The organism is Mycobacterium sp. BMJ-28, assembly GCF_054404835.1.
In genome coordinates, this window is sequence record NZ_CM136783.1 from 6,380,484 (window position 1) to 6,406,736 (window position 26,253).

24 protein-coding genes (1 of these 24 cut by a window edge) are annotated in these 26,253 nt (G+C 67.6%); 14 read left to right on the plus strand and 10 right to left on the minus strand.

Annotated elements, in window-relative coordinates; translation table 11 throughout:
* The 3 genes from ACXPWS_RS31335 to ACXPWS_RS31345 all read right to left on the minus strand — a co-directional run.
* Positions 1–4,422, minus strand: partial view of a non-ribosomal peptide synthase/polyketide synthase gene (locus tag ACXPWS_RS31335; RefSeq protein WP_458710378.1) — the start only. 26,628 nt of this gene lie to the left of the window's left edge; 4,422 of the gene's 31,050 nt are visible here — the first part of the coding sequence; the start codon lies at positions 4,420–4,422; its stop codon lies beyond the left edge, outside the window.
* A 28-nt stretch (positions 4,423–4,450) separates the two neighbouring features.
* Positions 4,451–4,675, minus strand: a complete 225-nt coding sequence (locus tag ACXPWS_RS31340; RefSeq protein WP_458710379.1) for an MbtH family protein — start codon at positions 4,673–4,675, stop codon at positions 4,451–4,453.
* A 488-nt stretch (positions 4,676–5,163) separates the two neighbouring features.
* The gene (locus ACXPWS_RS31345) at positions 5,164–5,463 is read right to left on the minus strand and encodes a hypothetical protein (protein WP_458710380.1); all 300 of its coding nucleotides are present in this window, start codon (positions 5,461–5,463) and stop codon (positions 5,164–5,166) included.
* A gap of 249 nt (positions 5,464–5,712) precedes the next feature.
* Here ACXPWS_RS31345 and ACXPWS_RS31350 point away from each other — a divergent pair, with 249 nt between their 5' ends.
* The 3 genes from ACXPWS_RS31350 (at position 5,713) to ACXPWS_RS31360 (ending at position 8,037) form a co-directional block, all read left to right on the plus strand.
* Complete coding sequence (locus ACXPWS_RS31350; RefSeq protein WP_458710381.1) at positions 5,713–6,285, plus strand: TetR-like C-terminal domain-containing protein; 573 nt, start codon at positions 5,713–5,715, stop codon at positions 6,283–6,285.
* A 119-nt stretch (positions 6,286–6,404) separates the two neighbouring features.
* Positions 6,405–7,433: a fused (3R)-hydroxyacyl-ACP dehydratase subunits HadA/HadB gene (locus ACXPWS_RS31355; RefSeq protein WP_458710382.1), complete on the plus strand. Its 1,029-nt coding sequence runs from the start codon at positions 6,405–6,407 to the stop codon at positions 7,431–7,433.
* Between the two features lie 109 nt (positions 7,434–7,542).
* Entirely contained in the window at positions 7,543–8,037 is a 495-nt protein-coding gene (locus ACXPWS_RS31360) for a hypothetical protein (RefSeq protein WP_458710383.1), read from the plus strand.
* Here ACXPWS_RS31360 and ACXPWS_RS31365 read toward each other — a convergent pair.
* The 3 genes from ACXPWS_RS31365 to ACXPWS_RS31375 form a co-directional block, all read right to left on the minus strand.
* Positions 7,986–10,865 (minus strand): MMPL/RND family transporter, encoded by a 2,880-nt coding sequence (locus tag ACXPWS_RS31365; RefSeq protein WP_458710384.1) that lies wholly within the window; start codon positions 10,863–10,865, stop codon positions 7,986–7,988. The two genes, ACXPWS_RS31360 and ACXPWS_RS31365, sit on opposite strands and share 52 nt — an antisense overlap.
* Positions 10,862–11,308 carry an MmpS family transport accessory protein gene (locus ACXPWS_RS31370; RefSeq protein ID WP_458710385.1) on the minus strand — a complete coding sequence of 149 codons (447 nt, stop codon included), beginning with the start codon at positions 11,306–11,308 and terminating at the stop codon, positions 10,862–10,864. The genes ACXPWS_RS31365 and ACXPWS_RS31370 overlap by 4 nt, the downstream gene beginning before the upstream one ends.
* 114 nt (positions 11,309–11,422) lie before the next feature.
* Positions 11,423–13,072, minus strand: a complete 1,650-nt coding sequence (locus ACXPWS_RS31375) for an ABC-F family ATP-binding cassette domain-containing protein (RefSeq protein WP_458710386.1) — start codon at positions 13,070–13,072, stop codon at positions 11,423–11,425.
* A gap of 93 nt (positions 13,073–13,165) precedes the next feature.
* Here ACXPWS_RS31375 and ACXPWS_RS31380 point away from each other — a divergent pair, with 93 nt between their 5' ends.
* The 3 genes from ACXPWS_RS31380 to ACXPWS_RS31390 are packed head-to-tail and all read left to right on the plus strand — an operon-like array spanning position 13,166 to position 16,017.
* Entirely contained in the window at positions 13,166–13,600 is a 435-nt protein-coding gene (locus ACXPWS_RS31380; protein ID WP_458710387.1) for a MarR family transcriptional regulator, read from the plus strand.
* Positions 13,601–15,307 (plus strand): MFS transporter, encoded by a 1,707-nt coding sequence (locus ACXPWS_RS31385; RefSeq protein ID WP_458710388.1) that lies wholly within the window; start codon positions 13,601–13,603, stop codon positions 15,305–15,307. It abuts the gene before it with no gap.
* Positions 15,308–15,345: 38 nt separating this feature from the next.
* Positions 15,346–16,017, plus strand: coding sequence for an alpha/beta hydrolase family protein (locus tag ACXPWS_RS31390; protein ID WP_458710389.1), 672 nt, complete (start codon positions 15,346–15,348; stop codon positions 16,015–16,017).
* A gap of 86 nt (positions 16,018–16,103) precedes the next feature.
* On the opposite strand, the gene ACXPWS_RS31395 is transcribed toward ACXPWS_RS31390, so the two are convergent.
* The 3 genes from ACXPWS_RS31395 to ACXPWS_RS31405 form a co-directional block, all read right to left on the minus strand.
* Positions 16,104–17,492 carry a hypothetical protein gene (locus ACXPWS_RS31395; RefSeq protein WP_458710390.1) on the minus strand — a complete coding sequence of 463 codons (1,389 nt, stop codon included), beginning with the start codon at positions 17,490–17,492 and terminating at the stop codon, positions 16,104–16,106.
* A gap of 152 nt (positions 17,493–17,644) precedes the next feature.
* On the minus strand, positions 17,645–18,028 hold the full coding sequence (locus ACXPWS_RS31400; RefSeq protein ID WP_458710391.1) for a DUF4267 domain-containing protein: 384 nt from the start codon (positions 18,026–18,028) through the stop codon (positions 17,645–17,647).
* A gap of 51 nt (positions 18,029–18,079) precedes the next feature.
* A complete protein-coding gene (locus tag ACXPWS_RS31405; RefSeq protein WP_458710392.1) occupies positions 18,080–18,556 on the minus strand; it encodes a DUF1772 domain-containing protein in 477 nt (158 codons plus the stop codon).
* Between the two features lie 98 nt (positions 18,557–18,654).
* Here ACXPWS_RS31405 and ACXPWS_RS31410 point away from each other — a divergent pair, with 98 nt between their 5' ends.
* Positions 18,655–19,230 carry a TetR/AcrR family transcriptional regulator gene (locus tag ACXPWS_RS31410; protein ID WP_458710393.1) on the plus strand — a complete coding sequence of 192 codons (576 nt, stop codon included), beginning with the start codon at positions 18,655–18,657 and terminating at the stop codon, positions 19,228–19,230.
* Positions 19,231–19,249: 19 nt separating this feature from the next.
* Here ACXPWS_RS31410 and ACXPWS_RS31415 read toward each other — a convergent pair whose 3' ends face one another.
* The gene (locus tag ACXPWS_RS31415) at positions 19,250–19,693 is read right to left on the minus strand and encodes a thiol-disulfide oxidoreductase DCC family protein (RefSeq protein ID WP_458710394.1); all 444 of its coding nucleotides are present in this window, start codon (positions 19,691–19,693) and stop codon (positions 19,250–19,252) included.
* A 177-nt stretch (positions 19,694–19,870) separates the two neighbouring features.
* On the opposite strand from ACXPWS_RS31415, the gene ACXPWS_RS31420 reads away from it, so the two are divergent.
* From ACXPWS_RS31420 to fbaA, 7 genes are read left to right on the plus strand one after another with little or no spacing between them, the layout of a single operon-like run.
* Complete coding sequence (locus ACXPWS_RS31420; RefSeq protein ID WP_458710395.1) at positions 19,871–20,869, plus strand: substrate-binding domain-containing protein; 999 nt, start codon at positions 19,871–19,873, stop codon at positions 20,867–20,869.
* Positions 20,870–20,877: 8 nt separating this feature from the next.
* Positions 20,878–21,873: an ABC transporter permease gene (locus ACXPWS_RS31425; RefSeq protein ID WP_458710396.1), complete on the plus strand. Its 996-nt coding sequence runs from the start codon at positions 20,878–20,880 to the stop codon at positions 21,871–21,873.
* Complete coding sequence (locus ACXPWS_RS31430) at positions 21,870–22,664, plus strand: ATP-binding cassette domain-containing protein (RefSeq protein ID WP_458710397.1); 795 nt, start codon at positions 21,870–21,872, stop codon at positions 22,662–22,664. Before ACXPWS_RS31425 ends, ACXPWS_RS31430 begins: the two co-directional genes overlap by 4 nt.
* Positions 22,642–23,562: a PfkB family carbohydrate kinase gene (locus ACXPWS_RS31435; RefSeq protein WP_458710398.1), complete on the plus strand. Its 921-nt coding sequence runs from the start codon at positions 22,642–22,644 to the stop codon at positions 23,560–23,562. Before ACXPWS_RS31430 ends, ACXPWS_RS31435 begins: the two co-directional genes overlap by 23 nt.
* Complete coding sequence (locus ACXPWS_RS31440) at positions 23,559–24,209, plus strand: nucleoside/nucleotide kinase family protein (RefSeq protein WP_458710399.1); 651 nt, start codon at positions 23,559–23,561, stop codon at positions 24,207–24,209. The genes ACXPWS_RS31435 and ACXPWS_RS31440 overlap by 4 nt, the downstream gene beginning before the upstream one ends.
* A 5-nt stretch (positions 24,210–24,214) precedes the next feature.
* The gene (locus ACXPWS_RS31445) at positions 24,215–25,204 is read left to right on the plus strand and encodes a LacI family DNA-binding transcriptional regulator (RefSeq protein WP_458710400.1); all 990 of its coding nucleotides are present in this window, start codon (positions 24,215–24,217) and stop codon (positions 25,202–25,204) included.
* Between the two features lie 24 nt (positions 25,205–25,228).
* A complete protein-coding gene (fbaA, locus tag ACXPWS_RS31450) occupies positions 25,229–26,251 on the plus strand; it encodes a class II fructose-bisphosphate aldolase (RefSeq protein ID WP_458710401.1) in 1,023 nt (340 codons plus the stop codon).
* Positions 26,252–26,253: the final 2 nt, after the last annotated feature.

The window sequence follows — 26,253 nt, forward strand, 5'->3', positions numbered from 1 at the left end:
CCGCACGTGGGCGCAGATTCCGGTCAGGGCCTCGAACCACAGCCGGCTGAGCCGGGTGATCTGGTCATGGTCGAGGACCGAGGGCGCCCACGTCCAGTCCACCTGCAGGTGCGGTCCCGCTTCGGTGTCGACGGTGCCGGCATTCAGTTCGACGGTGTGCGACAACGGGATCGGCAGCGCGCCGGCGACGCCGGTGCTCGACATCCCGTCCGGGCCGAGCCGCCACAGGCTTTCGATTCCGTCGATGGCCGGAAAACCCAGTCGGCCAAGGTAGTTGAAGCCGATGGTGGGTTCGGCGCCGTCCAGCTCGACATCGGGGTTGAGGTACCGCAGCAGACCGTAGGTCAGCGGATGCGGCAGGGCGCGCAGCTGTTCCTTGGCGTCCTTGAGCACGCCGCCCAGCGCGGCCTCGCCCGCGCGGATCTGTGCCCACGGCACCCCGCCGCGTCGTTCGCCCGGGCCGACCGACAGCGCCACCGGATACTTGGTGGTGAACCAGCCGACGGTGCGCGACAGGTCGACGTCGGCGCCCAACTCTTCATGGCGGCCGTGACCCTCGACGTCGATGGCGACCGGCACCGCCGGATCGTCGGCGAATTCGGCCAGCGCCAGGGCGAACCCGATCAGCAGGATGTCCTGGACCCCGGCGTGGAACGCGGCGGGCACCTCGCCGAGCAGCAGGCGGGTGTGCTCGGCGTCCAGGGTGACGGTCAGCCGGCCCGCCGTCTGGTAGGTGTCCGCGGGACGCGGCGGGCCCAACACCTGCGGCACAGATGTCAATGCTCGCCAGGCCGGTGCCCGCTCGGTCACCTCCGCTGACTGTGCGTGCTCGGTGAGCAGCGTGGCCCACCGCTGGAACGAGGTGCCGGTGGGCGCCAGCCGCACCGGCTGCCCTGCGCGGTGTTGGTGCCACGCGATGTTGATGTCCTCCAGCAGGATTCGCCACGAGACACCGTCCACCGCAAGGTGGTGCACGACCAGGGCCAGCTCACCACTGGTGGTGGCCCACACCGCGCTGAGCACGGTCCCGGCCGCCGGGTTCAGCAGCGAGCGGGCACTGAGCACCGCCGCGTCGGACAGTTCGTCCACCACGCGCAGGCAGTCACGGGCGTCCACTGCGCCGGGCTCGGGGACGTACAGTCCACCGTCTTTCACCCGCAGCCGCAGCATGGCGTGCTTGTCCAGCACCGCTTGCAGCACCGTCGTCACGTCGGCTTCGATCACCCCGGCCGGCGCCTGCAGCACCAGCGTCTGGTTGAACTGGTCGGTCGGCCCGTCCTGAGCCGCCAGCCAGCGCATGATCGGCGTGGGTGTCACCGCGCCGATCCCCTCGTCGACCACGGCGGTCACCGGGTCGGCCGCGCCGGCCACCCGGGCCAGCCGGGCCACCGTCTGCTCGACGAACACGTCGCGCGGGCGGCACACCAGTCCGGCCGCCCGGGCGCGGGCGGCCACCTGCATCGAGAGGATGCTGTCGCCGCCCAGCTCGAAGAACGAGTCGTCGATGCTGACGCTGTCGACGCCGAGCACCTCGGCGTAGATGCCCGCGAGCAGTTTCTCCGTCGCGCTGGCCGGTGCCCGGTATTGCCCGGCGGTGTACTCCGGCGCGGGCAGGGCGCGGACGTCGAGTTTGCCGCTGGTGGTCAGCGGCAGTTCGGGCAGCACCACCACGGCGGCCGGAACCAGATAGGCCGGTAGCCGCTCGGTCAGCAGCGCACGCACCTCGACCGGGTCGGCGGTGCCGGTGACATAGCCGACCAGGCGTCGGTCGGCGGCCCGGTCCTCGCGGACGATGACCGCGGCCTGCTCGACACCGTCGAGCGCGGCCAACGCCGCGCGCACTTCGCCGAGTTCGATGCGGTATCCGCGGATCTTCACCTGGTCGTCGGCCCGGCCCAGGTAGCGCAGCTGCCCGTCGGTGCCCCAGCACACCAGGTCCCCGGTCCGATACATCCTGGTGCCCGCGGGGCCGAACGGGCAGGCGACGAATCGTGCGGCGGTCAGACCGGTCCGGTGCAGATAGCCCGCACCCACCCCGTCGCCTGCCACGTACAGCTCGCCGACCACGCCGGCCGGGACCGGCTGCAGCCAGGCGTCGAGCACGAACAGCGCCGACCCGGGCACCGGCGCGCCGATGGGTGCCGCGCCGCCGCCCGCGGTGAGCGGCGCACTGATCGCCACATAGATGGTGGTTTCGGTGGGGCCGTAGGCATTGATCATCACCCGGCCGCCGGCCCATTGGTCCACCACATCGGCCGGGCATGCCTCCCCGCCCATCACCAGCGCGCACGATTCCAGCCCTTCGGGAGCCAACATGCCTATCGCAGAAGGTGTTTGGGTCAGCACATTGACCTGCTCGGCGACCAGCAGGTCGTGGAACTCGTCCGGTTCGCCGACCACGGACTCCGGGACCACCACCAACCGGCCGCCGCGCAGCAGCGCCGCGAAGATCTCCCAGACCGAGAAGTCGAAGGCATACGAGTGCCAGTGCGACCAGGCTTGCTCGGCCGGGTCGGGCAGTCCACCGTCCAGGGAGGCGATCAGCTGCGTCAGATTGTGGTGGGTGACGGCAACGCCTTTGGGCGTTCCCGTGGTGCCGGACGTGTAGATCACGTAGGCGATGTCGGCCGGGTCCGGGGTCGGCAACACCGAATCGGATAGCGCGTGGGCCGCGGGCTCCTCGACGTCGAGCACCGGAACGCCGAAGTCGGCGACCCGGCCCGCGAGTTCGGTGGTGGTCAGGACGACCGAGGGCACGGCGTCGGAGAACATGAAGGCGATGCGCGCCGGTGGCAGCGCCGGATCGATCGGTAGGTAGCTCGCGCCGGACTTGAGCACGCCCACGATCGCCGTCACGGCCTCGAGGGACCGCGGCAACAGCAGTGCCACCCGCTGCCCCGGGCCGACCCCGCGGGCGGCCAGCCGACCGGCGATCAGGTTCGATGCCTGGTCCAGTTCCCGGTAGGTCAACGACTGGCCCTGGCAGCTCAGCGCCACCGCCGTGGGGGTGCGGCGGACTTGTTCGCCGAACATCTGCGGGATCGAGAGCGGCACGGCCGCAGTGGATGTCAGCGCCGCCCAGTTGCCGAGCTCGGCCAGCTGGGTGCGGGCCGCCACGCCGATCAGGTCCAGCGCCGACAACCGCCGGGCCGGATCCGTGCTGATGGTGTCCAGCACTGCCTGCAACCGCCCGGACAGCTCGGCGGCATCCAGGCCCGAGAATCGCTGACCGGCGCCAAAAATACTGAGGAACAGTTCGGCGCCGGTGCCGGAGAACAGCAGACCGGAACCGCGGCCCAGACCCGACAACAACGTGGCCGTGGCCGCGGCGCCACCGAAGGGCACCGTGAACGAGGACGGCAGGAAATCGATGACCACCCGGTCGGCCATCTCCCCCGGTCCGCGCACCCCGGCTTTGCGTTCCAGCGCCTCCACCGGATACCGCTGGTGGTCGAGCGCTTCCCGGATCCGGGTGTCCACGTGCGCGCAGAAGTCGGCGAGCGAGATGTCCGGCGCGAGCCGCAAGCCCAGCGGCACGACGCCGGCGACCATGGCGGGCAGGGTCTTGGACTCCGGGCGCACTCGCCTGCTGACCGGGAAGTCGAACACCACGTCGTCCCCGTCGGCGCACCAGCCACGCAGGACCAGGGCGCAGGCGGCGGTCAGGATGGTGGACCGCGACATGTCCCACGCCTCGCACAGTCGCTCGACGCGCTGCAGGACCGCCGGATCCAGTGCGACCGGGCCCGCATCGGGGTGCACGATGTCCCCGCCGGTGGCTCTGGGTGCGCGCGCATCGTGCGGGAGTTCGGCGAGGTGGGCCGCCCAGTACCTCTGGTCGGCGGCGTATACCGGCGAACCCTCGTATTCCGACTCGACATCGACGAGGTCCTGCAGCGACCCGAAGATCGGTTCGGGAACGGGCGCGCCCGAGACGACCGCCGAGTACACCGACGCGATCCGCTGGCACACCAGGGCCAGCCCGTAGCCGTCGATCACGATGTGGTGGCAGCACACGAACAGATAGGTCTTGGCGGCGCCGGCCTGGAACAGGGCGAACCTGAACAGCGGCCCGGACAGCGGCATGGGGGTGCGCTGAATGGACGACGCGATATCGCGTGCTTCCCGGGCCGGTGCATCGGCGTGGCTGACGTCGATGACGGCCACCTCGAAGTCGGGCTCTTCGGTGGGCCGTTGATACACCCGGCCGTCCACCTCGAAGAAGGCGGCGCGAAGCGGTTCGGCTTCACGCACCGCCCGCCGGATGGCCCATTCCAGGGCTTCCAGTTCTACCGGGCCGTCGATGTCGGCGAAGAGGCCGAGTTGCCACTCGGTTTCCGAGTGGCCGGTTTCCTGCGCGAGCCAGATGTCGAGCTGTCCGCGGGTGATGGGCAGTGCCGTGTCGTCGTCCCCGAATTCCATTCCGACCCCGAATCGAGCGGTTGAACGACTAGCCTGGCTGATTCTGGGCCAACCGGTCACGAAGAGACTTGGGCCGGATATCCGGCCACGAGTTTTCGATGTGGTCCAGGCATGCGGCACGGTCGGCTTCGCCGAACACGACTCGCCACCCATCGGGAATATCGGCAAACGTGGGCCAGAGACTATGTTGCTCTTCCTCGTTGACCAGCACGTAGAAGCTACCGTTGTCGTCGTCGAACGGGTTTGTTGTCACGCTGCCCTCCAAGACAATTGGCGCTTCCGAGATCAGGGTCGACCCGCCGCCCGAATGTTACCCGTCCAAACGAATGGTAGTAACTGATTCATTCAGCTAACAATTCTCGGGCAATGGTCGACCGCCCTGCAGCCTACAAACAGCACCCTCGCGCTGGTGTCGGCGGGTACGCCCAGAGCAGGCATTACCTATGAAATCTGACAGCCGTGTAACTTCCAGCTAAGCACCGCTGTCCACCTCCGGCGACATGACAACGCCTTTCCCGGCAATGGCAATCAGAGCGCAAATTTTGATCGGCGTGTCATTGATATCCGCCGGCGGCCAATGAGCGTTCCGCGCGGGCCGTTCGGGGCCGAATATCCGTCCCACATCGCCGCCCCAACGTCTCTTCACAGGGAAACGAAAAAGGCTGCGTTTCAGGGTATTTGACGTTAATGCAAATTCCGTTCCGTGCGGTTCCGGGACGACTCCGCGGCCACCGCACCCGCTCACCCGAAGAACACCCCGATCCCGGCCTCGGCACCGGAATCGTCATCGACGTGGTTGGGGCAGCGCACGTCGACGTAGACGGTGTCACCCTGCTGTGGTTGCGCGCCCGAGCGGTCGGGGTTGTTCACCGCGACCACGGTGCAGGTGGACAGCGGCTTGGTGTCGAAACCGTTCACCCAATTGATCTGCACCAGGTAACCCTGGGCTTCCAGATCGGCGATGACGGCATCGGCCCCGGCAGCATGTGCGGCCGGCGCACCGGCGATCACCGCGACGGTCAACGCCGCTCCGAGAACCACCCGCAGGCACCGCATGCCTTCAAGATCCGCCTTCGCCCGCCACCGGGCAATGGTGATCCTTGCGGGCCTGACGGCCCGACACGTGAAGTCGCTGTGACTCGCTGATCCTCGGCACTCCGTCGTTTGATCCAGGCTCGCGACCTCGCGGTATCCGGCACGGCGTTGCTGCAACCCGTCACCTGAGAATGGCCGGTCAACCGGCGCATACCGGCCGCTACCATGGTTGAATTCGCCTTGGGGGAGGTCTCTTTGAGCACGATCGATACGGCGGGATTGACGCCGGAGTTCCGTGACCGCGTGCACGCGGCTGCCCGCGAAGAATTGACGAAGTGGGGTATCGACCGGTTCAGCATCATGGCACTCGCGGATCGCAATGATCTGCCCGTGCAGGAGATCATCCGGTACTGGTCCGATGAGCCGACGCTGATCATCGACGTGCTGTTGGAGGGGTCCGGCCGCGAGGCCGTCGTGCCGGACACCGGGTCGTTGCGCGGCGACCTGTTCGCGCTCGTCGCCGATATGGCCGCGTACGTGGCATCCGGCCAGGGACATCGGATGCAGGGCTCACACCTGATCGGCGAGCCGTTCCTGGACGGCATCGAGATCCGGCGCACCCTGTGGCGGGTGCGCGCACAACGCCTGGGCGCGGTTTTCGTGCGTGCCCACGAGCGTGGCGAAATGCGCGACGGAGTCGACCCGGCCGTGGTGCTGGAACTGTTGCTGGCGCCCATCAACATGCGTGCCCTGTTCACCGGCGAGACGATCGACGAGCCGTACTGCCTGCAGGTGGCCGACCTGGTGTGGCACGCCATCAAGTCCTGAATCGGCAACCAATCCGGGCCGCTGTCGCGGTCGCCGCCGTTTATTAACTTCGGGGCCCGCGCGTTAATGTGCTGTGAGCAGCCTCAGCGAATATTCAGACAGAGAAGTTGAGCCCCTCCATGACCGCAGCAGCAGATACGTCGACCCTCGAATCGCGGGTCGGCCACTACTACCAGATGGATGACACCTATCTGGTGGGCCGCGAAAAGATCCGTGAGTACGCCCGTGCCCTCCAGGCCGACCACCCCGCGCACTGGGATGCCGCCGCTGCCGCCGAGTTGGGCTATCCCGGCCTGGTAGCCCCGCTGACGTTCACCTCCGGCCCGGCGATGGCCTGCAATCAACGGATGTTCGAATCGGTGGTCGTCGGCTACGACATGTATCTGCAGACCGAAGAGGTCTTCGAGCAGCACCGCCCGATCGTGGAGGGCGACGAGCTGAGCATCGACATCGAGCTCACCTCGGTGCGCCGGGTGGCCGGACGCGACCTGATCACCGTCACCAACACCTTCACCGATGTGGCCGGCGAGGTGGTGCACACCTTGCACACCACCGTCGTCGGCGTCACCGGGGAGGATGTCGATCCGGCGATCAAGCCGGCCGTGCAGGGCGTGATGATGCACGGCATCAACATGCTCGGCGCCGAGAACCCCGAGGACTACCAGAAGACGGTGCGCCCCGAAGGCACGTACCGGATCGCCGAAGGGGGCACGCTCCGTACCCCCGGCTCTCCGTCCTTCGACGACCTCAAGGTCGGCGACGAGCTGCCGGTGCACCACACCCGACTGTCCCGGGGCGACCTGGTGAACTATGCCGGGGTCTCCGGCGATGCCAACCCGCTGCACTGGGACGAGAACATCGCCAGGCTGGCGGGCCAGCCCGACGTGATCGCGCACGGCATGCTCACCATGGGCTTGGGGGCGTCCTTCCTGTCGGCATGGTCGGGTGATCCCGGGGCGGTGACCCGCTACGCGGTGCGGTTGTCCCAGCCCGCTGTGGTGCCGGCCGACGGCGGCGCGGACATCGAGTACAGCGGCCGGATCAAATCGCTGGACCCGCAGACTCGCACCGGTGTGGTGATCGTCGGCGCCAAGTCCGGCGGGCGCAAGATCTTCGGGCTCGCCACCCTGAACATCCGGTTCCGCTGAACCCACGGGCGACCGTCGGCCGCTCGCCCACACCTTGCCTCCCGCCCCGCCCGAAGAGATACTTAGATGACGTAACGTTTTCTGGGTTCGGCGCGCAGAGGAGCACACCGTGAATCTCGGTCCCTGGGGTGATCTCACCATCCTCGCCGGCATGCTGGCGCTGACGTTCGCCGCGGGCGTGTTCGTCTACATCCGCCGGCTGGAGAATCGGACACCCGCCGCTTTGGGCGAACAGGTCGGCGCCCACAAGACGATCCTGGCCAAATTGCGCAACCGCGAAGCGCTGTCGCGCGACGAGTTCGACTACGCCGGCGAGCTGGTCGCCGACGCTCGCTCACCGCTGGCCTACGCCATCCCCGCGGTCCTGTTCAGCTGCGGGTTCTTCTACGTCGTCGGCTGCCTCTACGAGCTGCACGTGCATGGCGGCAACCCGTCGTTCCGCACCTTCATCGGCGGCATCCCGATGTTGACGTCGATGAACATCGCCGCGCAACTGCGCCGCGTCGCGCGGTTGAAGAAGAACCTCGACGCCGTCGAGGTGATCGAGCCGGGCTATCGGGACTCCGGAGCCACCTCATCATTGTCTTCCCAGAGCAGCAGCTGACGAACCGAGGCGCGGGAGCCGTAGGGCTGCAGCATCTGGCTGGCCGGACGCGGACGCACCTTCAGCGGCCACCAGAACCAGCGGCCGAGCAGCGCGGCGATGGCCGGCGTCATGAACGACCGCACGATCAAGGTGTCGAACAACAACCCCAGGGCGATGGTCGTCCCGATCTGACCGAGAATCCGCAGATCGGCGAAGACGAAGGACGCCATGGTCGCCGCGAAAACCAGGCCGGCCGCCGTCACCACCGCACCCGATCCCGCCATCGCCCGGATGATGCCGGTGTTCAATCCCGCGCCGATCTCCTCCTTGAACCGCGATATCAACAGCAGGTTGTAGTCCGAGCCGACCGCCAGCAGCAGGATCACCGCCAGCGCCAACACGATCCAGAACAGGTCGATGCCGAACAGGTCCTGCCAGATCAGTACCGACAGCCCGAACGACGCGCCCAGCGACAGTGCCACGGTGCCCACGATGACGATCGCGGCGATGATGCTTCGGGTGATGAACATCATCACCAACAGGATCAGGCTGAGCGCCGCGATCGCGGCGATCATCAGATCGTATTTGGCGCCGTCCTGAATGTCCTTGTAGGTGGCCGCGGTACCGGCGATGTAGATCTTGGATCCGGCCAGCGGCGTGCCCTTGACCGCGCCCTGCGCGGCATGCCTGATGGTGTCGATGTGCGAGATGCCTTCCGGCGTGGCCGGATCACCGTCATGGGTGATGATCATCCGTGCCGCTTTGCCGTCCGGTGACATGAAAAGCTTCATGCCGCGCAGGAATTCGGGGTTGGTGAACGCCTCCGGCGGCAGATAGAACGAGTCATCGGTCTTCGAAGCGTCGTAGGCCTGGCCGAGCGCCGTCGCGTTTTGCAGCGCCGCCGCCGTCTGATCGTTGATACCGGAGGTGGTGGCGTAGTTCGTCAGCGTCAGATCACGGTTGGTCTGTTGAGACTGGATCTGCGGCGGGATCAGCGCGAGCAACTTGGGTTGCAGCGCATCCAGTTTGGCGATGCTGCCCGCGACATTGCTCAGCTGGTCGGACAACGCGTCGATACCGTCCAGGGCGTCGAACACCGATCGGATCGCGGCGCAGGCCGGGATGTCGAAACAGTGTGGCTCCCAATAGAAGTAGTTGCGCAACGGCCGGAAGAAATCGTCGAAGTTGGCGATCTTGTCGCGCAGGTCGTTGGCGGTGGCGACGGTCTGGGCGAACGCCTTGGCCTGCTCGTCGGTGACGGCGCCGGACTGTTGTTGCAGCGCGTACTGCTGGCGCAGCACGTCGATCGAATTGTTGATCACGTCGACCTGTTTGAGCAGATCGGAGCCGCGGGCCTGCTGGAAGGGCAGGTTGTTGATCTGGGACGCGCTGCTCGCACTGATCTGGAACGGGATCGACGTGTGGTCCAGGGGTGTGCCCAGCGGACGGGTGATCGACTGCACCTGCGCGATCCCGTCGGTGTGGAAGACCGCCTTGGCGACCCGTTCCAGCAGGATCATGTCGGTGGAATTGCGCAGATCGTGGTCGGCCTCGATCATCAGCAACTCAGGGTTGAGCCGGGCCTGCGAGAAGTGCCGTTCCGCCGCCGCGTACCCGACATTGGCCGGGGCACCGGCGGGCATGTACGGTCGCGCGTCGTAGCTGGTCTGATAGCGCGGCAGAGCGAGCAGGCCGATGAGGGCGATCGCGATGGTCGCCGCCAGGATGGGCACCGGCCACCGCACGATGGCGGTGCCGATCCGCCGCCAGCCCTGGGTGCGCATCGGGCGGGCCGGTTCGAACAGGCCGAAATGGCGTCCGATCACCAGCAGCGCCGGCGCCAGGGTCAGTGCGGCCACCACGGCGACGAGCACGCCGGTGCCCGCGGGCACGCCCAGGCTCTGGAAGTAGGGCAGGCGGGTGAAGGTCAGGCACAGCACGGCGCCGGCGATGGTCAGTCCCGAACCCAAGATGATGTGCGCGGTGCCGTGGTACATCGTGTTGAACGCCGAGACGCGGTCCTGGCCGGCGTAGCGCGCTTCATGGAAGCGGCCCAGCAGAAAGATCGCGTAGTCGGTGCCGGCGGCGATCACCAGCAGGGTCAGCAGATTCGTCGAATAGGTCGACAGCTCGATGACGCCGGCGTTGGCGAGCACGGCCACCACACCGCGGGATGCGGTCAATTCGATCATCACGGTGAAGATCACGAAGAACACGGTGGTGAGCCGGCGGTAGAGCCAGAACAACATCAGCGCGATCACCCCGAGGGTGATCAGGGTGGTCTTGAGGGTGCCGTGGCGGCCCACCTCGAACTGGTCGGTGACCAGCGGCGCGGCGCCGGTGACGTACACATTCAGGCCGGGCGGCGGTGGTGTGTGGTCGACGATATTGCGCACCGAGTCGACGGATTCGTTGGCCAGCGACTCGCCCTGGTTGCCGGCGAGGTACACCTGGACCAGGGCCGCCTTGCCGTCGGCGCTCTGCGAACCGGCCGCCGTCAGCGGATCGCCCCAGAAATTCTGGATGTGCTCGACGTGCTTGGTGTCCTGGGTGAGCTTGTCGATCAGACCGTCGTAGTAGTGGTGCGCCTCGGCGCCGAGCGGCTGGTCGCCCTCCAGCACGATCATCGCCGAACTGTCCGAGTCGAATTCGCCGAACACCTTGCCGATCTGCTTGCTCGCTTGTAGCGACGGCGCGTCGTGCGGGCTCAGTGACACGTTGTGCGATTCGGCGACGGTCTCCAGCTGCGGCACGAAGACATTCGTGACGACCGCCAGGCCCAGCCAGAAGAAGGCGATCAACACCGAGTAACGCCGGATGAAGTCCGGGATCCGCTGGGCGCTCATCCGGACTTGTCCAGGCAGTAGGTGAGGGCGTTCAAGGTGGTCACCGTTCTTTCGTCCTTGACCGCGTCGTCGATCTTGATCCGGCAGCCGATCGAGTCGCTGTTGCCCTGGGCCGTGACGTTGACGAATACCGCGGGCTGGGTGGTGGTCGTGTCGTAGGCCCAGGGCAGTGTGACGTCGTCGGCCCGCTGCGGTTGGGCGTTCACATCCAGGTAGGTGATGGTGGCCACGGTGCCCGGCGGACCGAACACCTCCACGACCACATGCTTGGGGTTGAACGGGACGATGTCGTTGCCGTTGCCGCTCGGGGTGGAGGTGACGTCTTCGGAGGCGAAGACCCCGTGCAGCCGGAACACCGTGAATCCCGCGACCACGATCACCGCGACGGCCACCAGGATCATCCAGCGTTTTCCCAGCTTTCGGCTGAATGAAACCCGCTGCATCCGTGACCCTTTCGTGAACGGCGACAGGCGCGGACGGTGCATCCTTTTAGGACGGCTAATCAACTAGGTTGACGGTACGACAGATGGCCGGGCATCACAACACCGAAGTGCCGATCAGGTCAGCTCGGTGACCCGGCCGTCCTGCACCTGCCATGACCGATCCAGCCGGACGTTCTGCAGCATCCGCCGGTCGTGGGTGACCAGCAGCAGGGTGCCGTCGTAGCTTTCCAGCGCCTGCTCGAGTTGCTCGATGGCGGGGAGATCGAGGTGGTTCGTCGGTTCGTCGAGTACCAGCACGTTGGTGCCGCGGGCCTGCAGCAGCGCCAGCCCCGCCCGTGTCCGCTCGCCCGGTGAGAGTTCGGCGGCCGGCCGTTCCACATGGTCGGCGCCGAGCCCGAATTTCGCCAGCAGCGTCCGCACGTCGGCGGTCGACCAGTCCGGCACCCGCTGCTCGAAGCTGTCGACCAGCCGATGCAAGCCCGAGAACTCGCCGCGGGCCTGGTCGATCTCGCCGATGGCGACGCTGGCGCCGAGGCCGGCCCGTCCCTCGTCGGGCTGCTGGCGCCCGAGCAGCAGCCGCAGCAGTGTCGACTTGCCCGCCCCGTTCGGTCCGGTGATGCCGATCCGGGTACCCGCCTCGACCTGCAGCGAGACCGGCCCCAGCACGAACTGACCGTGACGCACCACGGCGTTGTCGAGCGTGGCGACCACCGAACTGGATCTCGGCGCGGACCCGATGGTGAACTGCAGCGACCACTCCTTGCGCGGCTCGTCGACCTCTTCCAGCCGAGCGATCCGGCTCTCCATCTGGCGCACCTTCTGTGCCTGCTTCTCGCTGGACTCCGAGGCGGCGCGCCGGCGGATCTTGTCGTTGTCGGGTGCCTTGCGGATGGCGTTGCGCACCCCTTGGCTGGACCACTCCCGTTGCGTCCGCGCGCGGGCGACCAGGTCGGCCTTGCGGTCGGCGAACTCCTCGTACTGCTCGCGCCGATGCCGCCGGTTGACCTCGCGTTCGTCCAGATAGCTCTCGTACCCGCCGCCGAAAACGGTCGTGGTGTTCTGCGCGAGATCCAACTCGAGGACGCGAGTGACGGTGCGGGCCAAGAACTCCCGGTCATGACTCACCAACACCACGCCGCCGCGCAGGTCGCCGACGAAACGTTCCAGCCGGGCCAGCCCATCGAGGTCGAGATCATTGGTCGGTTCGTCGAGCAGCACGATGTCGAACCGCGACAACAGCAGTGCCGCCAGGCCCACCCGCGCGGCCTGCCCGCCGGACAACGCGGTCATCGGTGTCGAATCCGGTTGTAACGCATCCGAATCCAGGCCCAGATCGGCCAGCACGGCCGGCAGTCGGTCCTCCAGGTCTGCCGCCCCGGCGGCCAGCCAGTGATCGAGCGCAGCCGAGTAGGCGTCCGCACTGGCGGCGGAGTCATCCAGCGCCGCGGCGGTGGCTTCCATGGCCTCCGTCGCCGCCGCGCATCCCGTCCGGCGGGCGATGTAGGCGGTCACCGTCTCGCCCGGCACCCGTTCGTGTTCCTGGGGCAGCCAGCCGACGAACGCATCGGCGGGCGCGACGCTGACCGTGCCGTCCAGCGGATCGATGTCGCCGGCCAGAATCCGCAGCAACGTGCTCTTGCCCGCACCATTGGCGCCGACGACGCCGATCACATCACCGGGCGCGACGGTGACATCGAGTTTCTCGAACAAGGTGCGATGGGCGAACCCGCCGGCGACGTTCTTCGCGACGAGCGTTGCGGTCATGGGTCCATCGTCGCACTGCCGCGGCCAGGTGGCGAAGGAAGGACGGTCCGGCGCATGTTGATCAACTGATACTGATAAGGCTAGCCTGATGAAATGGTGGCGAACCGGGAAGCCGAACAGGTGGCGCGGGCCCTGTTCCTGTGCATGGGCCTGCTGCGCCGGCGGTTGCGCCAGCGCCCCGTCGCCGACGTCCTGACCTTTCCGCAGATGGCCGCGCTGAGCCGGCTGGATCGGTGCGGATCGGCGACCTCGGCCGAGCTGGCGCGCCAGGAGCAGATCAGCCCTCAGTCGATGGGTGTCACGATCGGCGAGCTGGAAGGCCGGGGTTTCCTGTCCCGGCAGCCCGACCCGACCGATGGCAGGCGAATCCTGTTGTCCATCACCGCTTCCGGAAAGCGCGCGGTCAACCGCAGGCGCGATGCCCGGGTCGAACAGCTCACCGCGGGTCTGACCGGCTTCAGCGCGGCGGAATTGGCCCAGCTGGCCGCGGCCGCACCCCTGATCGAGCGACTGGCACAGCGCCTCTAGATGACCGTCGACGAGCACGCCGCCGAGACCCGCGACAATTATCGCTGGGTCGCGCTGACCAACACCACCGCGGCGGTGTTCATGTCCGCGCTGGACGGCTCGATCGTGATCATCTCGCTGCCGGCGATCTTCCGGGGCATCCATCTGGATCCGTTGGCGCCGGCCAACATCACCTACCTGCTGTGGATGATCATGGGCTACCGACTCGTGCAGTCGGTACTGGTGGTGACGTTGGGCCGGATCGGTGACATGTACGGCCGGGTGCGGGTGTACAACCTCGGATTCACCGTCTTCACGGTCGCGTCGGTGCTGTTGTCCTTCGACCCCTTCGACGGGTCCACCGCCGCCGAATGGCTGATCGGCTGGCGATTGCTGCAGGCCGTCGGCGGCTCCATGCTGACGGCCAATTCGGCGGCCATCCTCACCGATGCGTTCCCGGCCGACCGGCGCGGATTCGCGCTCGGATTCAACCAGGTGGCCGCGTTGGCCGGCCAGTTCATCGGCCTGGTCGCCGGTGGGCTGTTGGCGGCCTGGGATTGGCGGGCGGTGTTCTGGGTCAACGTGCCCGTCGGCGTATTCGGCACCGTCTGGGCCTACCGCCGGTTGCGCGACAACGGCGAACGGCACCGCGGCCGCATCGACTGGTGGGGCAACATCACCTTTGCCGTCGGGCTGTCGGCGATCCTGATCGCGATCACCTCGGGGATCCAGCCGCACGGCGGACATCCCACCGGCTGGCACAGTCCGTTCGTGCTGGCCACGTTGACCACCGGCGTCCTGTTGCTGATCGCTTTCGTGGTCATCGAGTCCCGCGTCGCCGAGCCGATGATCCGGTTGAGCCTGTTCAGGATTCGGGCCTTCAGCGCGGGCAACGTGGCCACGCTGGCCTCCGCACTGGCCCAGGGTGGGCTGCAGTTCATGCTCATCATCTGGTTGCAGGGCATCTGGCTTCCGCTGCACGGGTACGACTACGCCGACACGCCGCTGTGGGCCGGCATCTTCCTGCTGCCGCTGACGGCCGGCTTCCTGGTTGCCGGGCCCGCCGCGGGCGCACTGTCGGACCGGCTGGGGTCCCGTGGCATCGCCTCGGCGGGCATGGTCCTGTTCGGCCTCAGTTTCGTCGGCTTGCTGTTGTTGCCGATCGACTTCCCGTACTGGATGTTCGCCGCGCTGATCGCCCTCAACGGCATCGGCAGCGGAATGTTCGCCGCCCCCAACACCTCTGCCATCATGGGCAGCGTGCCGCCCGCCGAGCGCGGCGTGGTGTCGGGTATGCGCGCAACCTTCCTCAACAGCGGCACCGCCTTATCCATCGGGGTGTTCTTCTCGCTGATGATCGTCGGCCTGTCCGGCACCCTGCCCGGGGCCATGACCGCCGGCCTGCAGGATCGGGGGGTGCCCGCCGGGGTAGCCGAGCAGGTGTCCGGACTGCCGCCGGTCTCCACCCTGTTCGCCGCCGTGCTGGGCGTCAACCCGCTTGAGCATCTGCTGACCCCCAGTGGGGTGCTCGGCACGCTGTCGGCGCCCGACCGTGCTGCCATCACCGGCCGGGAGTTCTTCCCGCACCTCATCAGCGAACCCTTCCACCACGGACTCACGGTGGTGTTCGGCGTCTCGATCGCCCTCGCGCTGCTGGCGGCCATCGCCTCGGTGGCCCGGGGCAAAGCGGACCCGCCGCAGCGTTCGCTACCGTCGAAAGATGACTGAGAGTCGGCGCGGAGCCCAACCCCGCACGCGGAGTAATCGTGCCCACCGTTGAGTACGGCGCAGGGCGGTTGGCCGACGTGGTCGGCGCACCGGGCCAGCCGACGGCGCTGTTATGGCATGGCTCGCAGACCTGTTCGCGCGCGGCCGTGCGGGTGCTGGCCCACGCGCTGGCCGGCCATGGACTGGGCGTGGTGGCACCGGATTGGGATCCCCATACCGCCGACGCTGGACGGGCGGATCTACTGAGCTCGGTGGACCTGGCGCGCGACCGGGCCGACGGGGCGGATCTGGTGGTGATCGGATGGTCGCTGGGAGGAGTCGCCGCGGCCGGTCTGGCACTGCGGGCGCGCCAGTTCGGCGTGGCGGTGGCGCACACCATCTGCCTCGGTGGCGCGTTCATGGCCGCAGACCCGATCTCGGGGGGCGCGGCGCTCGACGAGGTGGCCGCCGACGCGGTCCGTACGCCGCTGCACTTGTTCACCGGTGCGGCCGACGACGTCATACCCCGCTCCGCGGCAACAGATTTCGCGTCCGCGTTACGGGCCAGGGACTGGCCGGTGCAGATCATCGAGGTGGCCGCCGATCACGGCTCGATCGCCGGGGCGCGGTATGACCCCGTGCACGGCCGGTACGAACCCGCCGACGATCCGGCCACGTTGGCGGTCGCCGGGGAGATAGCCGCCCGGATCGGCGCCATCGTGCGCGGTTGACCTGCCTTGCGCGGGATCAAACCCGTTGCAGCCGGGAATGACCCGGGCCGATGACGGCCCGGGTCATTCCTGCGGTGGTTGGTGCCTCAGGCATCGCCGCCGTGTGACGCGCCGGTCGAGGACTTGGCGTCCTTCGCCGAGGCGTCCTTGGATGCCGACGCCGAACCCGATTCCGAGGACGTCGAGGTCGAGGTCGACGACTTCGCCGGCTTGGGGGTCTTCGGCGTCTTGGGCGTCTTCCCCGGTTTCGTGGTGCTCGAACCCGCTTGTGCGTCATCGGACTTGGTCGAGTCCTTGGTTGCGGGCTTGGTGGTTTCGGTGTCCCCCTTGGTGGAGGTGCCCGAGCCGGCGGCATCGCTCTCGGACGCGCCGGTGGTGACCTTGCCGGAATCGGTCGAGGTGGTGTCGGTGGTATCCGTGGCCGGCTTGCTCGCCGGGGTGTGGCGAACGGTGGCACGCTTGGCGGTCACCGGGGCTGCCGCGGTGTCGGCAGTGGCGGCGGTGGCATCGGTGGTCGCGGCGGTGGTGGCGGCCGCGGCAGCCGACACTGCCGTAGCCGTAGCCGTAGCCGTAGCCGTAGCCGTCACGTTGGCCGTACCCGGACGGAACACCTTACCGACGGCCGTCAGCAGATCCCGGCCGGCGTTGTAGAGGCCGCGCAGGATGCCGTTGGTACCGATGGTGTCGGCCAGCACCTTCTGCAGCAGGCTCACGGTGTTCGACGTGATGCCGAGCACCGTCTTGCCGAGGTCGCGGGCGACGATTCCGTCGCGGACATCCTCGTACACATCGGCGACGCTGCTCTGCACATCGGCAACCAACTGCAGCACGGTGACGCCCGCATTGACGACGATGTTGGGCAGCGCATTGAAGACCGGAGCCAGCGGCGGCAGCAGCTTGGCCAGCGGCGCGGTGACGTTCGGCAGGTCGAGAAGCGCGATGAACAGGAGCGGCTCGGTGAGGATGCCGGTGACGGTTTGCAGCGCGTCACGCACATCGCCGCTGAACAACTGACCCAGAGCCTTGACCACATTGCCCGGGGCGCCGGTCACCGCGGTGCCGAGGCGACCCAGGATGGTCTGCAGTGCTGCGCCGAGTTCGCCCAGGTCGGTGATCGGGGTGGACGCCGCCGCGGCGGCGACGTGAGCCGTGGCGGGTGCGGTGGCGGCGGCGGTTCGGGTCAGTGGCTGGGTGGCGACCGGGTTGGTGACCAGCTGGGCCAGGTCATGGACGTTCGTCGAACGCAGCACATCCGTGGATTGAGCGAGCAGCCCGACCACCGTCGGAACGGCGGCCACGGCGTTGTCGGCCACGTGGGTGTCCGCCGCGGCCACGCTCGTGCTGTCGGCGGCCAGTTCCACGGCGAGGCGGTGGGGAGTCGGTGCGGAAGCCATCATCGGGACCGCGGCCAGCGCCGAAGCGGTGATCCACACGACCGGTGCCGCGGTGCGGCGTTTGAACGAAACAAGGGACATAGGTGGCACTTTCAGCTTTGAAGGGTAGCGACTCAGGAAAGCTACCAACCAGTAAGCTCATTTGTTTGCGTTTTCATGAAAATTCATCCGATGTCTGGAAGATTCTTCCGAGTGGACCCGGCCCGGCCGTTTTCGTGCCGGCGCGCTGCCGGTCAGGACAGCAGCAGGAGCGCGGTGGTCAACAGCATGACGGCGGCCGTGCCGCCATGCACACCCCAGGCGGTCGACTTCGCGCCGCCATTTCGCACCACGATGACGGCATCGGCGATCGGGATGATGGTGGCGGCCAGCATCACCCAGCCGACCAGGTGCGGGGCGCCGGCGGCCATCAGAATGAACACGAACAGCCCGGTGGCGATATCGCGCACGCCCTTGACGCTCAGGTACGCGCCAGCCCCCGGTGCATCGAGGTCGGGCAGCACGCCGTATCCGGCGGCGGCGACGCGCGGGGCGACGAGGAAGCGGGCGCCGATGCCGATGATGGCCGCCGCGAGCAGCCCGGCGAGGACGTAGCCGATGGTCGTGGTGATGGTCATGTCGAGCACTCCCGGGGGTTTGTCGGTAAAGGGTGACTGCGTGGGCCCGGTTCAGGCCATCAGCACCACGCACAGGGCGGTCACGGCCAGACCCTGTAGCACTGCGCGGGTGTCGATGATCTGGTCCCACTTCGCTTGCAACGCACGCGCATTCGGGAGTGTCTGGTCGGCATCGACTGCGGCCGTCAGTTGTCGGTTGATGGGTGCGCTCACCCGCGCATAGAGCAGCAGCCAGCTCAACAGCAGGATCAGCGCGGAGCCGGCCGCGATGGCCTGTACCCACTGCGCCGCGAGCGCGGCCGTCAGCGCACTCACCGCGGTGGCGACCACGCCGAGCCCGCCGGGCACGGGCATGCGTCGGTCGCCGTACCGATGCACGCTGCCCGTGACCGCGACCAGCGCCCGGTCATCGACCGATGCCAGGGCCGGGCGCAGGACGATCGCGCAGAACACGTCGGTGCCATAGACGACCGCGGTACAGAGGACGGCGATCAGTGCAGATAGCCGCGCGATGAGGTCCATGGCCATGTCATATGCCCTTTCCAGCGAAGTGCTAGCAACGCTAACCCTGGAATGGCACGGCGTCAATAGCAGCGCTAGCAGTTCTAGCGATGCTATCGTCGAGTATGGCCATGGAGGACCGCCGCGAGCGAGAGCGCGCCGCCCGCCGTCAGCTGATCATCGCCACCGCACGCACCCTCGCCGAGGCCGAAGGCTGGGACGCCGTCACCACCCGCCGGCTGGCCCACGAAATCGAATACAGCCAGCCCGTCTTGTACAAGCACTTCAGCGGGATGGAACAGATCGCCGATGCCATCGCCATCGACGGCTTCGGCGAACTCGCGCAAGCGATTCGGGCCGCCCGTTCCGGTGCTGGCACCCCCGCTGCCGATCTGACCGCGATGGCGCACGCCTACCTCGATTTCGCGCGCGACAACCCGGCGGTCTACGACGCGATGTTCACCCGCGCGACGTCGTTGCCCTTCGCGGCCGATGCCACACCGCCGCAGCTGAAGGATTCCTTCGCGGAGTTGCGACAGGCGGTCGACCGCGTCGCCGGCGAACGGGACGCCGATGGCCTCACCGAGGTCTTGTTCGCCGCACTGCATGGGCTGGTCACCCTCGGCCGCGGTGGGCGCCTGCGGTCGGGCCACGATGCAGAGCGTCTCCAACTGCTCGTCGATCGGTTCACCCACGGGTAGTGTTGCGGGGCAAGCATTCTCAGCCGTAACTGGCGTCGAGGAATCTGCTGCGCACCTCGGCGGGCGGAATCGGGCAGGTGTCATAACGGCCCGCCACCCGATAGCGGACGGCGGCGAAGCGGTCATAGAGCCAATCACGGACGCCCGTCGGTAGCGCCCATCCGGCGAGCGCGAGCTTCCACCACCCGCCGAGGTAGGCGGCGACCCGAAGCAGTGCAGCCGATCGGATGTCCACCGCCTCGTCGGCCTGCCCGACGTTACGGATGAACACCGCGGAGTCCACCCCCGCCGCGTCGGGATGGCGGGCCAGCACGTCACGGGCGAAGTCACTGTCGAGCGCGGCGAACCGCAGCGCACCGCGCCGGTCGAACCGGAGAATGGTGCGCACTGCGCTGTTGCACACCCCGCACACCCCGTCGTACAGCAGGACCGGCGCGTTCGGTGAATGAGGTCCCGCGTTCATGCCGACCACCCCTTCGCCAGGGAACACACGTCATCTCCTTCCATCATGACAAAACACGGCCCCGATCATTTCGTGGACCATTTTCGCGAAAGCGCATGCGCAAGCGCTTGCGTGCGTTCTAGGCTTCTGCAGATCGCGCGGCGCCACCGGCGTCGCATCAGGGACAAGGGAGTCCACATGTTCGCAGGGCGCAGCGTAAGCACGCACATGGTCGGGGCGGTCCTCATGGCCGGCTCGCTGGTTCTCGGCCTGACCGCCTGCGGCGGATCCGATTCCGGCAGCGTCAAGGTCGGACTGATCACCAAGACCGACTCCAACCCCTACTTCGTCAAGCTGCGCGAGGCCGCCAAGGCCCAGGCCGACAAGGACGGCGCCCAATTGGTGGCGCTTGCAGGAGCTTTCGATGGCGACAACGAAGGCCAGGTCGCGGCCATCGAGAACATGGTCGGCCAGGGCGTCAAGGGCATCCTGATCACCCCGAACTCCTCCACCGGCGTGCTCGACGCCATCAAGAAGGCCCGGGACGCCGGCGTCGTCGTCATCGCCCTGGACACCGCGACCGACCCCGAGAACGCCGTCGACGCCACGTTCGCCACCGACAACAAGGCCGCCGGCGTCAGCCAGGGCAAATGGGTGAAGGCCGCCCTCGCCGGTAAGGCACCTCAGGTCGTCATGCTGGACGGCACCCCCGGCGGAACGGTGGACACGTTCCGCCACAACGGATTCCTCGAGGGCTTCGGCATCACGAACGACTCGCCCGAGATCGTCGGCCGGGAGAACACCAACGGCGACCAGACCAAGGCGCAGACCGCCATGGAGAACATCCTGCAGCGCGCTCCGGGCATCAACGCGCTCTACACCATCAACGAGCCGGCGGCCGCGGGCGCCTACCAGGCGATCCAATCCGCCAACCGCGCCGCCCAGATCACCATCGGGTCGATCGACGGCAGTTGCACGGGCATCGCGGACGTGAAGTCCGGCAAGATCGGCGCGACGGTGCTGCAGTTCCCGGCGAAGATGGCCGAGCAGGGGGTGCAGGCCGTGGTCAAGTTCGCCAAGGACGGCACCAAGCCCAGCGGATTCAACGACACCGGCTCGCAGCTGGTCACGGACAAGCCCGTTGCCGGACTCGACTCCAAGGACACCGCCTGGGGCGAGAAGAACTGCTGGGGCTGAGTCGACACATGACCACTGCCCCACCGGCGACGGCGACACCCTCGGTAGCGAGCCGGTTCAACGTGGCACACCTGCTGCGTGAACCGCTGCTCGGTCCGCTGGTGGCGCTGGTCATCGCCATCATCATTTTCAGCTCGGTCTCGAACTCATTCCTCAACCCGCAGAACGTGTCGCTGATCCTGCAGCAGTCCGTGGTCATCGGCATCCTCGCGGTGGGCCAGACGTTGATCATCCTCACCTCCGGCATCGACCTGTCGATCGGCGCCGTCGCCGTGTTCGGCACCATCGTGATGGCGCAGACCGCCGGCGCCAGCGGGCCGGCGCTGGCACTCGGGTCGACGCTGCTGGTCTGTGTGGCCTTCGGCGCGATCAACGGCGGCCTCGTCACGGCACTGCGCTTGCCGCCATTCATTGTCACCCTCGGCACGTTCACCGCGATCCAGGCGGCCACCCGACTGCTCGCGGGCTCCGAGACCTACCGGGTGCCGCCAGGACCGCTCACCTTCCTGGGCACATCGTTTCGTCTCGGATCGTTCTCGACCACCTACGGTGTGGTCGCGATGCTGCTCGTCTACCTGGTGATGTGGTACGCGCTGTCCCAAACGGCTTGGGGTAAGCACGTTTACGCCGTCGGCGGCAACCCGCAGGCGTCCAATCTGTCGGGTATCAAGTCCCAGCGGGTGCTGTTGTCGGTCTACATCACCACCGGTGTGATCGCGGCCATCGCCGCGTGGGCGGCACTGGGCCGCATCCCGAATGCCGACCCGAATGCGTATCAGAACGCCAATCTCGAGTCGATCACCGCGGTGGTGATCGGTGGCACCAGCCTGTTCGGCGGGCGTGGCGGCGTCGGCGGCACCCTGGTCGGCACGCTGATCGTCGGGGTTCTGCGCAACGGCCTCACCCAGGCCGGCGTCGACAATCTCTACCAGAACATCGCGACCGGAGTCCTGGTGATCGTCGCGGTGGCCGTGGACCAATTCGCCCGCAGGAGATCACAGTGACGATCACGACGAGCGGCGCACCCGCCCTCGAGGCGCGGGGCCTGGTCAAGAAATACGGCAACGTGACAGCGATCAACGGGGCCGACTTCGAACTCCGCGCGGGTGAGGTGCTTGCGGTCATCGGCGACAACGGCGCCGGAAAGACCAGCTTGATCAAGGCTTTGGCGGGCGCGGTGGTTCCGGACTCGGGCGAGATTCTCATGAACGGCACCCCGGTGTCGTTCAAGAACACCCGCGACGCCCGGGCGGCCGGCATCGAGACCGTGTACCAGGATCTCGCCGTCGTACCGGCCCTGGACATCGCGTCGAACCTGTACCTTGGCCGCGAGGTTCGGCGAAAAGGTCTCGCCGGCAGCCTGTTCCGCCGTCTGGACATGCCCAGGATGCGCGAGGATGCGTCACAGCACCTCGCTGATCTCAAGATCGGCATCAAATCGGTGAACCAGGCCGTGGAGACGTTGTCCGGCGGACAGCGCCAAGGTGTCGCGGTGGCGCGGGCCGCCGCATTCGGTCGGGGCGTGATCATCATGGACGAGCCCACCGCCGCGCTCGGCGTACGGGAGTCCGGTCAGGTCATCGACCTCATCCGGTCGATCCGCGACCGCGGCATTCCCGTGGTACTCATCAGCCACGACATGCCGCACGTGTTCGAGGTCGCCGACCGGATCCATATCCACCGGCTCGGGCAGCGTGCCGGTGTCGTCGATCCGAAGAAGCGCTCGATGTCCGAAGTGGTGGCGCTCATGACCGGTGCAGAGGAGCCCACCGATGAGGAACGCGCCGGACTCTGAGAAGGCCCCGGTCGGGGTCTTCGTCGGATTGGCGACCCTCGACGTCATCCATCGCATCGCGAAACCGCCTGCGGTGAACCAGAAGATCACCTCGACCGCCCAGTTCGTCGCCGCGGGCGGGCCGGCCGCCAACGCCGCCGTCACCTTCGCGGCGCTGGGCGGCGACGCGACCCTGGTGACCGCGCTCGGCGACGACCCGGTCGCCGATCTGATCCGAGCCGACCTCGACGCCTACGGTGTCCGTGTCGTCGACGCGGCTTCCGGCACCACCCGAGCGGTGCCGGTGTCCGCGGTGTCGGTCGTCGAATCGACCGGTGACCGGTCCGTGGTGTCACTGGATGCGGTGAACTCCGACGCGTTGCCGCCCGAGCACCTCGACGACCTGGTGGCGACAGCCGATGTGGTGCTCGTCGACGGGCACCACCCGCTGATAGCCCGGGCCGCCGCCGCACGCGCGGCCACCCGGCACACCGCGCTCGTCGTCGACGCCGGCCGGTGGAAGCCGGTGATGAGCGACATCCTTCCCTACGCGACGGATATGTTGTGCTCCAACGACTTCCGGGTACCAGGAGCCGGCGACCCGCAATCCACTGCCGCCGCACTGGTCGAGGGCGGTGTGCATACCGTCGTCACCACCCACGGCGGCGACCCCGTCACGTGGTGGTCCGGTGGCCTGTCCGGTTCCGTGCCGGTGACACCGGTGGTGGTCGTCGACACGCTGGGCGCCGGCGATGCCTTCCACGGCGCGTATGCGTATTTCAGCACCCGGGCCGGATGCGCTGTCACCGAGCGCATCGAGCGCTCCGCCCGCGTGGCCGCACTACGGTGTTCGGTGGTCGGGCCCCGGGCCTGGCTGACCGAACTCTCCAGCGAACAGACACGAAAGCGGGCACGGTGACCATCGAGCAAGACGTGCAGGACGCCACCCTGGACCAACTGGTCGAGGCGGCCATGGCGCTCGTCGTTCCCGGCGAACGCCGCATTCTCGGTTTGACCGGCGCACCGGGAGCCGGGAAGTCCACCGTCGCCGAACAACTCGTCACCGCGCTCGGTCCAGACACCGCCGTCCTGGTCCCCATGGACGGCTTTCATCTGGCCAACGACGTCCTGCTCGACCTCGGGCGCCGGGACCGCAAGGGCGCGCACGACACGTTCGACGACGGCGGGTACGCACGGCTGATCACCACCCTGCGGGCGCAGCGCATCGACGACCCCATCGTGTACGCGCCCCGGTTCGACCGCGAGATCGAAGAGTCGATCGGCTCGGCCATTCCCGTGCCACCCACGGTGCCGCTGGTCGTCACCGAAGGCAACTACCTTCTGCTGGACTTCGATGCGTGGCCCACCGCGCGAGCCGGAATCGACGCGGTGTGGTTTCTGGCCCCCGACACCGCTATTCGGCACGCCCGGTTGCAGCGCCGGCATGAGGCGTACGGAAAGTCGCCGGAGGACGCGGCGCTCTGGGCGCTCGGTCCCGACGAGCGCAATGCCCAACTGATCGAGTCGACCGCCGGTCGCGCGGACCGCGTCGTGCGTCCCCGGTGACCACGATGGGCGATGTCGCCCGCATCGCCGGCGTCTCCGCCTCGACGGTGTCGCACGTGCTCAACGGCACGCGCAAAGTCGACACTGCCACCCGGTTGCGTGTCGAGGCAGCCATCGAGCAGACCGGGTACCGCCGCAACGTCGTCGCCCGATCACTGGCGGCCGGGCGCACACACACGGTGGGACTTTCGATCTCCGCGTTGACCAATCCGTACTTCGCAGGCTTGGTGCACGCGGTGGAACGGGCACTGTCGGACGCGGGATACGTGCTGATCGTCGGGGACTCCCATGACGACGTGACATCGGAGAAGCGCGTCATCGACTCGCTGCTGGACCGGCAGGTCGACGGGATGATCGTGGCGCCGGCGGCCGGGTCGGAACGGGTCACCCTGCCCGAGATCAGCCGGACCGGGACGCCGCTGGTGCTGATCGACCGCGGCGTCGACGTCGGCAGCGATCAGGTCGGCCCGGAGAACTTCACCTCGACGCGGTCATTGACCGAGCACCTACTCGACCTCGGGCATCACCGGATCGGCGCCATACGCGGTCTGGATGGGATCTCCTCCACCATCGAACGATTCGACGGGTATACCGCCGCGCTCACCGCGCACGGTATCGCCGTCGACGCCACACTGGTCGTCGACGGGGGATCCAACACGGATGTGGCAGAACGCCAAGTGCACGCCCTGATGTCCGGGTCCGACCGACCGACCGCGCTGGTGTCGCTGAACAACGCGATGACCATCGGAACCCTCAAAGCCCTACGCAGCCTGGGCTTGTCGATTCCTGGCGATGTCGCGTTCGTCTGCTACGACGACTTCGAATGGTCTGACCTGTTCGAACCCAAGCTCACCGCGGCCGCCCAGGACGTGGAGACGATCGGCGCCACTGCGGTCGAGTTGCTGCTCGCCCGGATCCGTGGACATGACGCCGCGCCGCAACGGATCCGGGTGCCGACGGCGTTTCACCATCGCACCTCGTGCGGATGCACGTAACTCTGACCGATAGGACGTTCGACCATGCCGATAGCGACACCCGAGCAGTACGTTGCGATGCTCGATCGCGCCAAGGAAGGCGGCTTCGCGTATCCGGCCATCAATGTCACCAGCTCGCAGACGCTCAACGCTGCATTGCAGGGGTTCGCCGAGGCCGACAGCGACGGCATCATCCAGGTGTCGCTGGGCACGGCGCTCTACCTGTCCGGCAGTGCGGTGGCGAACCGCTTCGCCGGGTCGAAGGCGCTGGCCCTCTACGCGCACGAGGTGGCCTCGCACTACTCGATCACCGTGGCACTGCACACCGATCACTGTCCCGCCGAGAACCTCGACGACTGGGTCCGGCCGTTGATCGCCGATTCCGTCGAACGCCGTGGCCGCGGCCTGGGCCCGCTCTACCAGTCGCACATGTGGGACGGGTCCGCGGTGCCACTCGACGAAAACCTGCGCATCGCAGCGGAATTGCTGGAGGCATCGGTGGCGGCGAACACGCTGCTGGAGATCGAGGTCGGCGTAATCGGCGGCGAAGAGGACGGCGTGTCCCATGAGATCAACGAACAGCTGTACACCACCGTCGACGATGCGCGCGCCACCATCGCGGCACTGGGCGCGGGGGAACGCGGGCGGTATCTGACCGCGCTGACCTTCGGCAACGTGCACGGTGTGTACCACCCGGATTCGGTGCATTTGCGCCCGGAGATCCTGGCGGACATCCAGGCCGTCATCGGCGCCGAGACCGGGCAGGCCAAGCCGTTCGACCTCGTCTTCCACGGCGGGTCGGGCTCCAGCGCCGCCGATATCGCCTCCGCCGTCGCCAGCGGCGTGGTCAAGATGAACATCGACACCGACACCCAGTACGCCTTCACCCGGTCCATCGCCGGCCACATGCTCTCCCAATACGACCGGGTGCTCAAGGTCGACGGCGGGTACGGCAACAAGAAGGCCTACGACCCGAGATCGTGGGGCAAGCCGGCCGAGAACGCCATGGCGGCAAGGGTTGTCGAGGCCGCGCGGATGCTGGGGTCGGCGGGGCGGGCGATGCGTTAGGC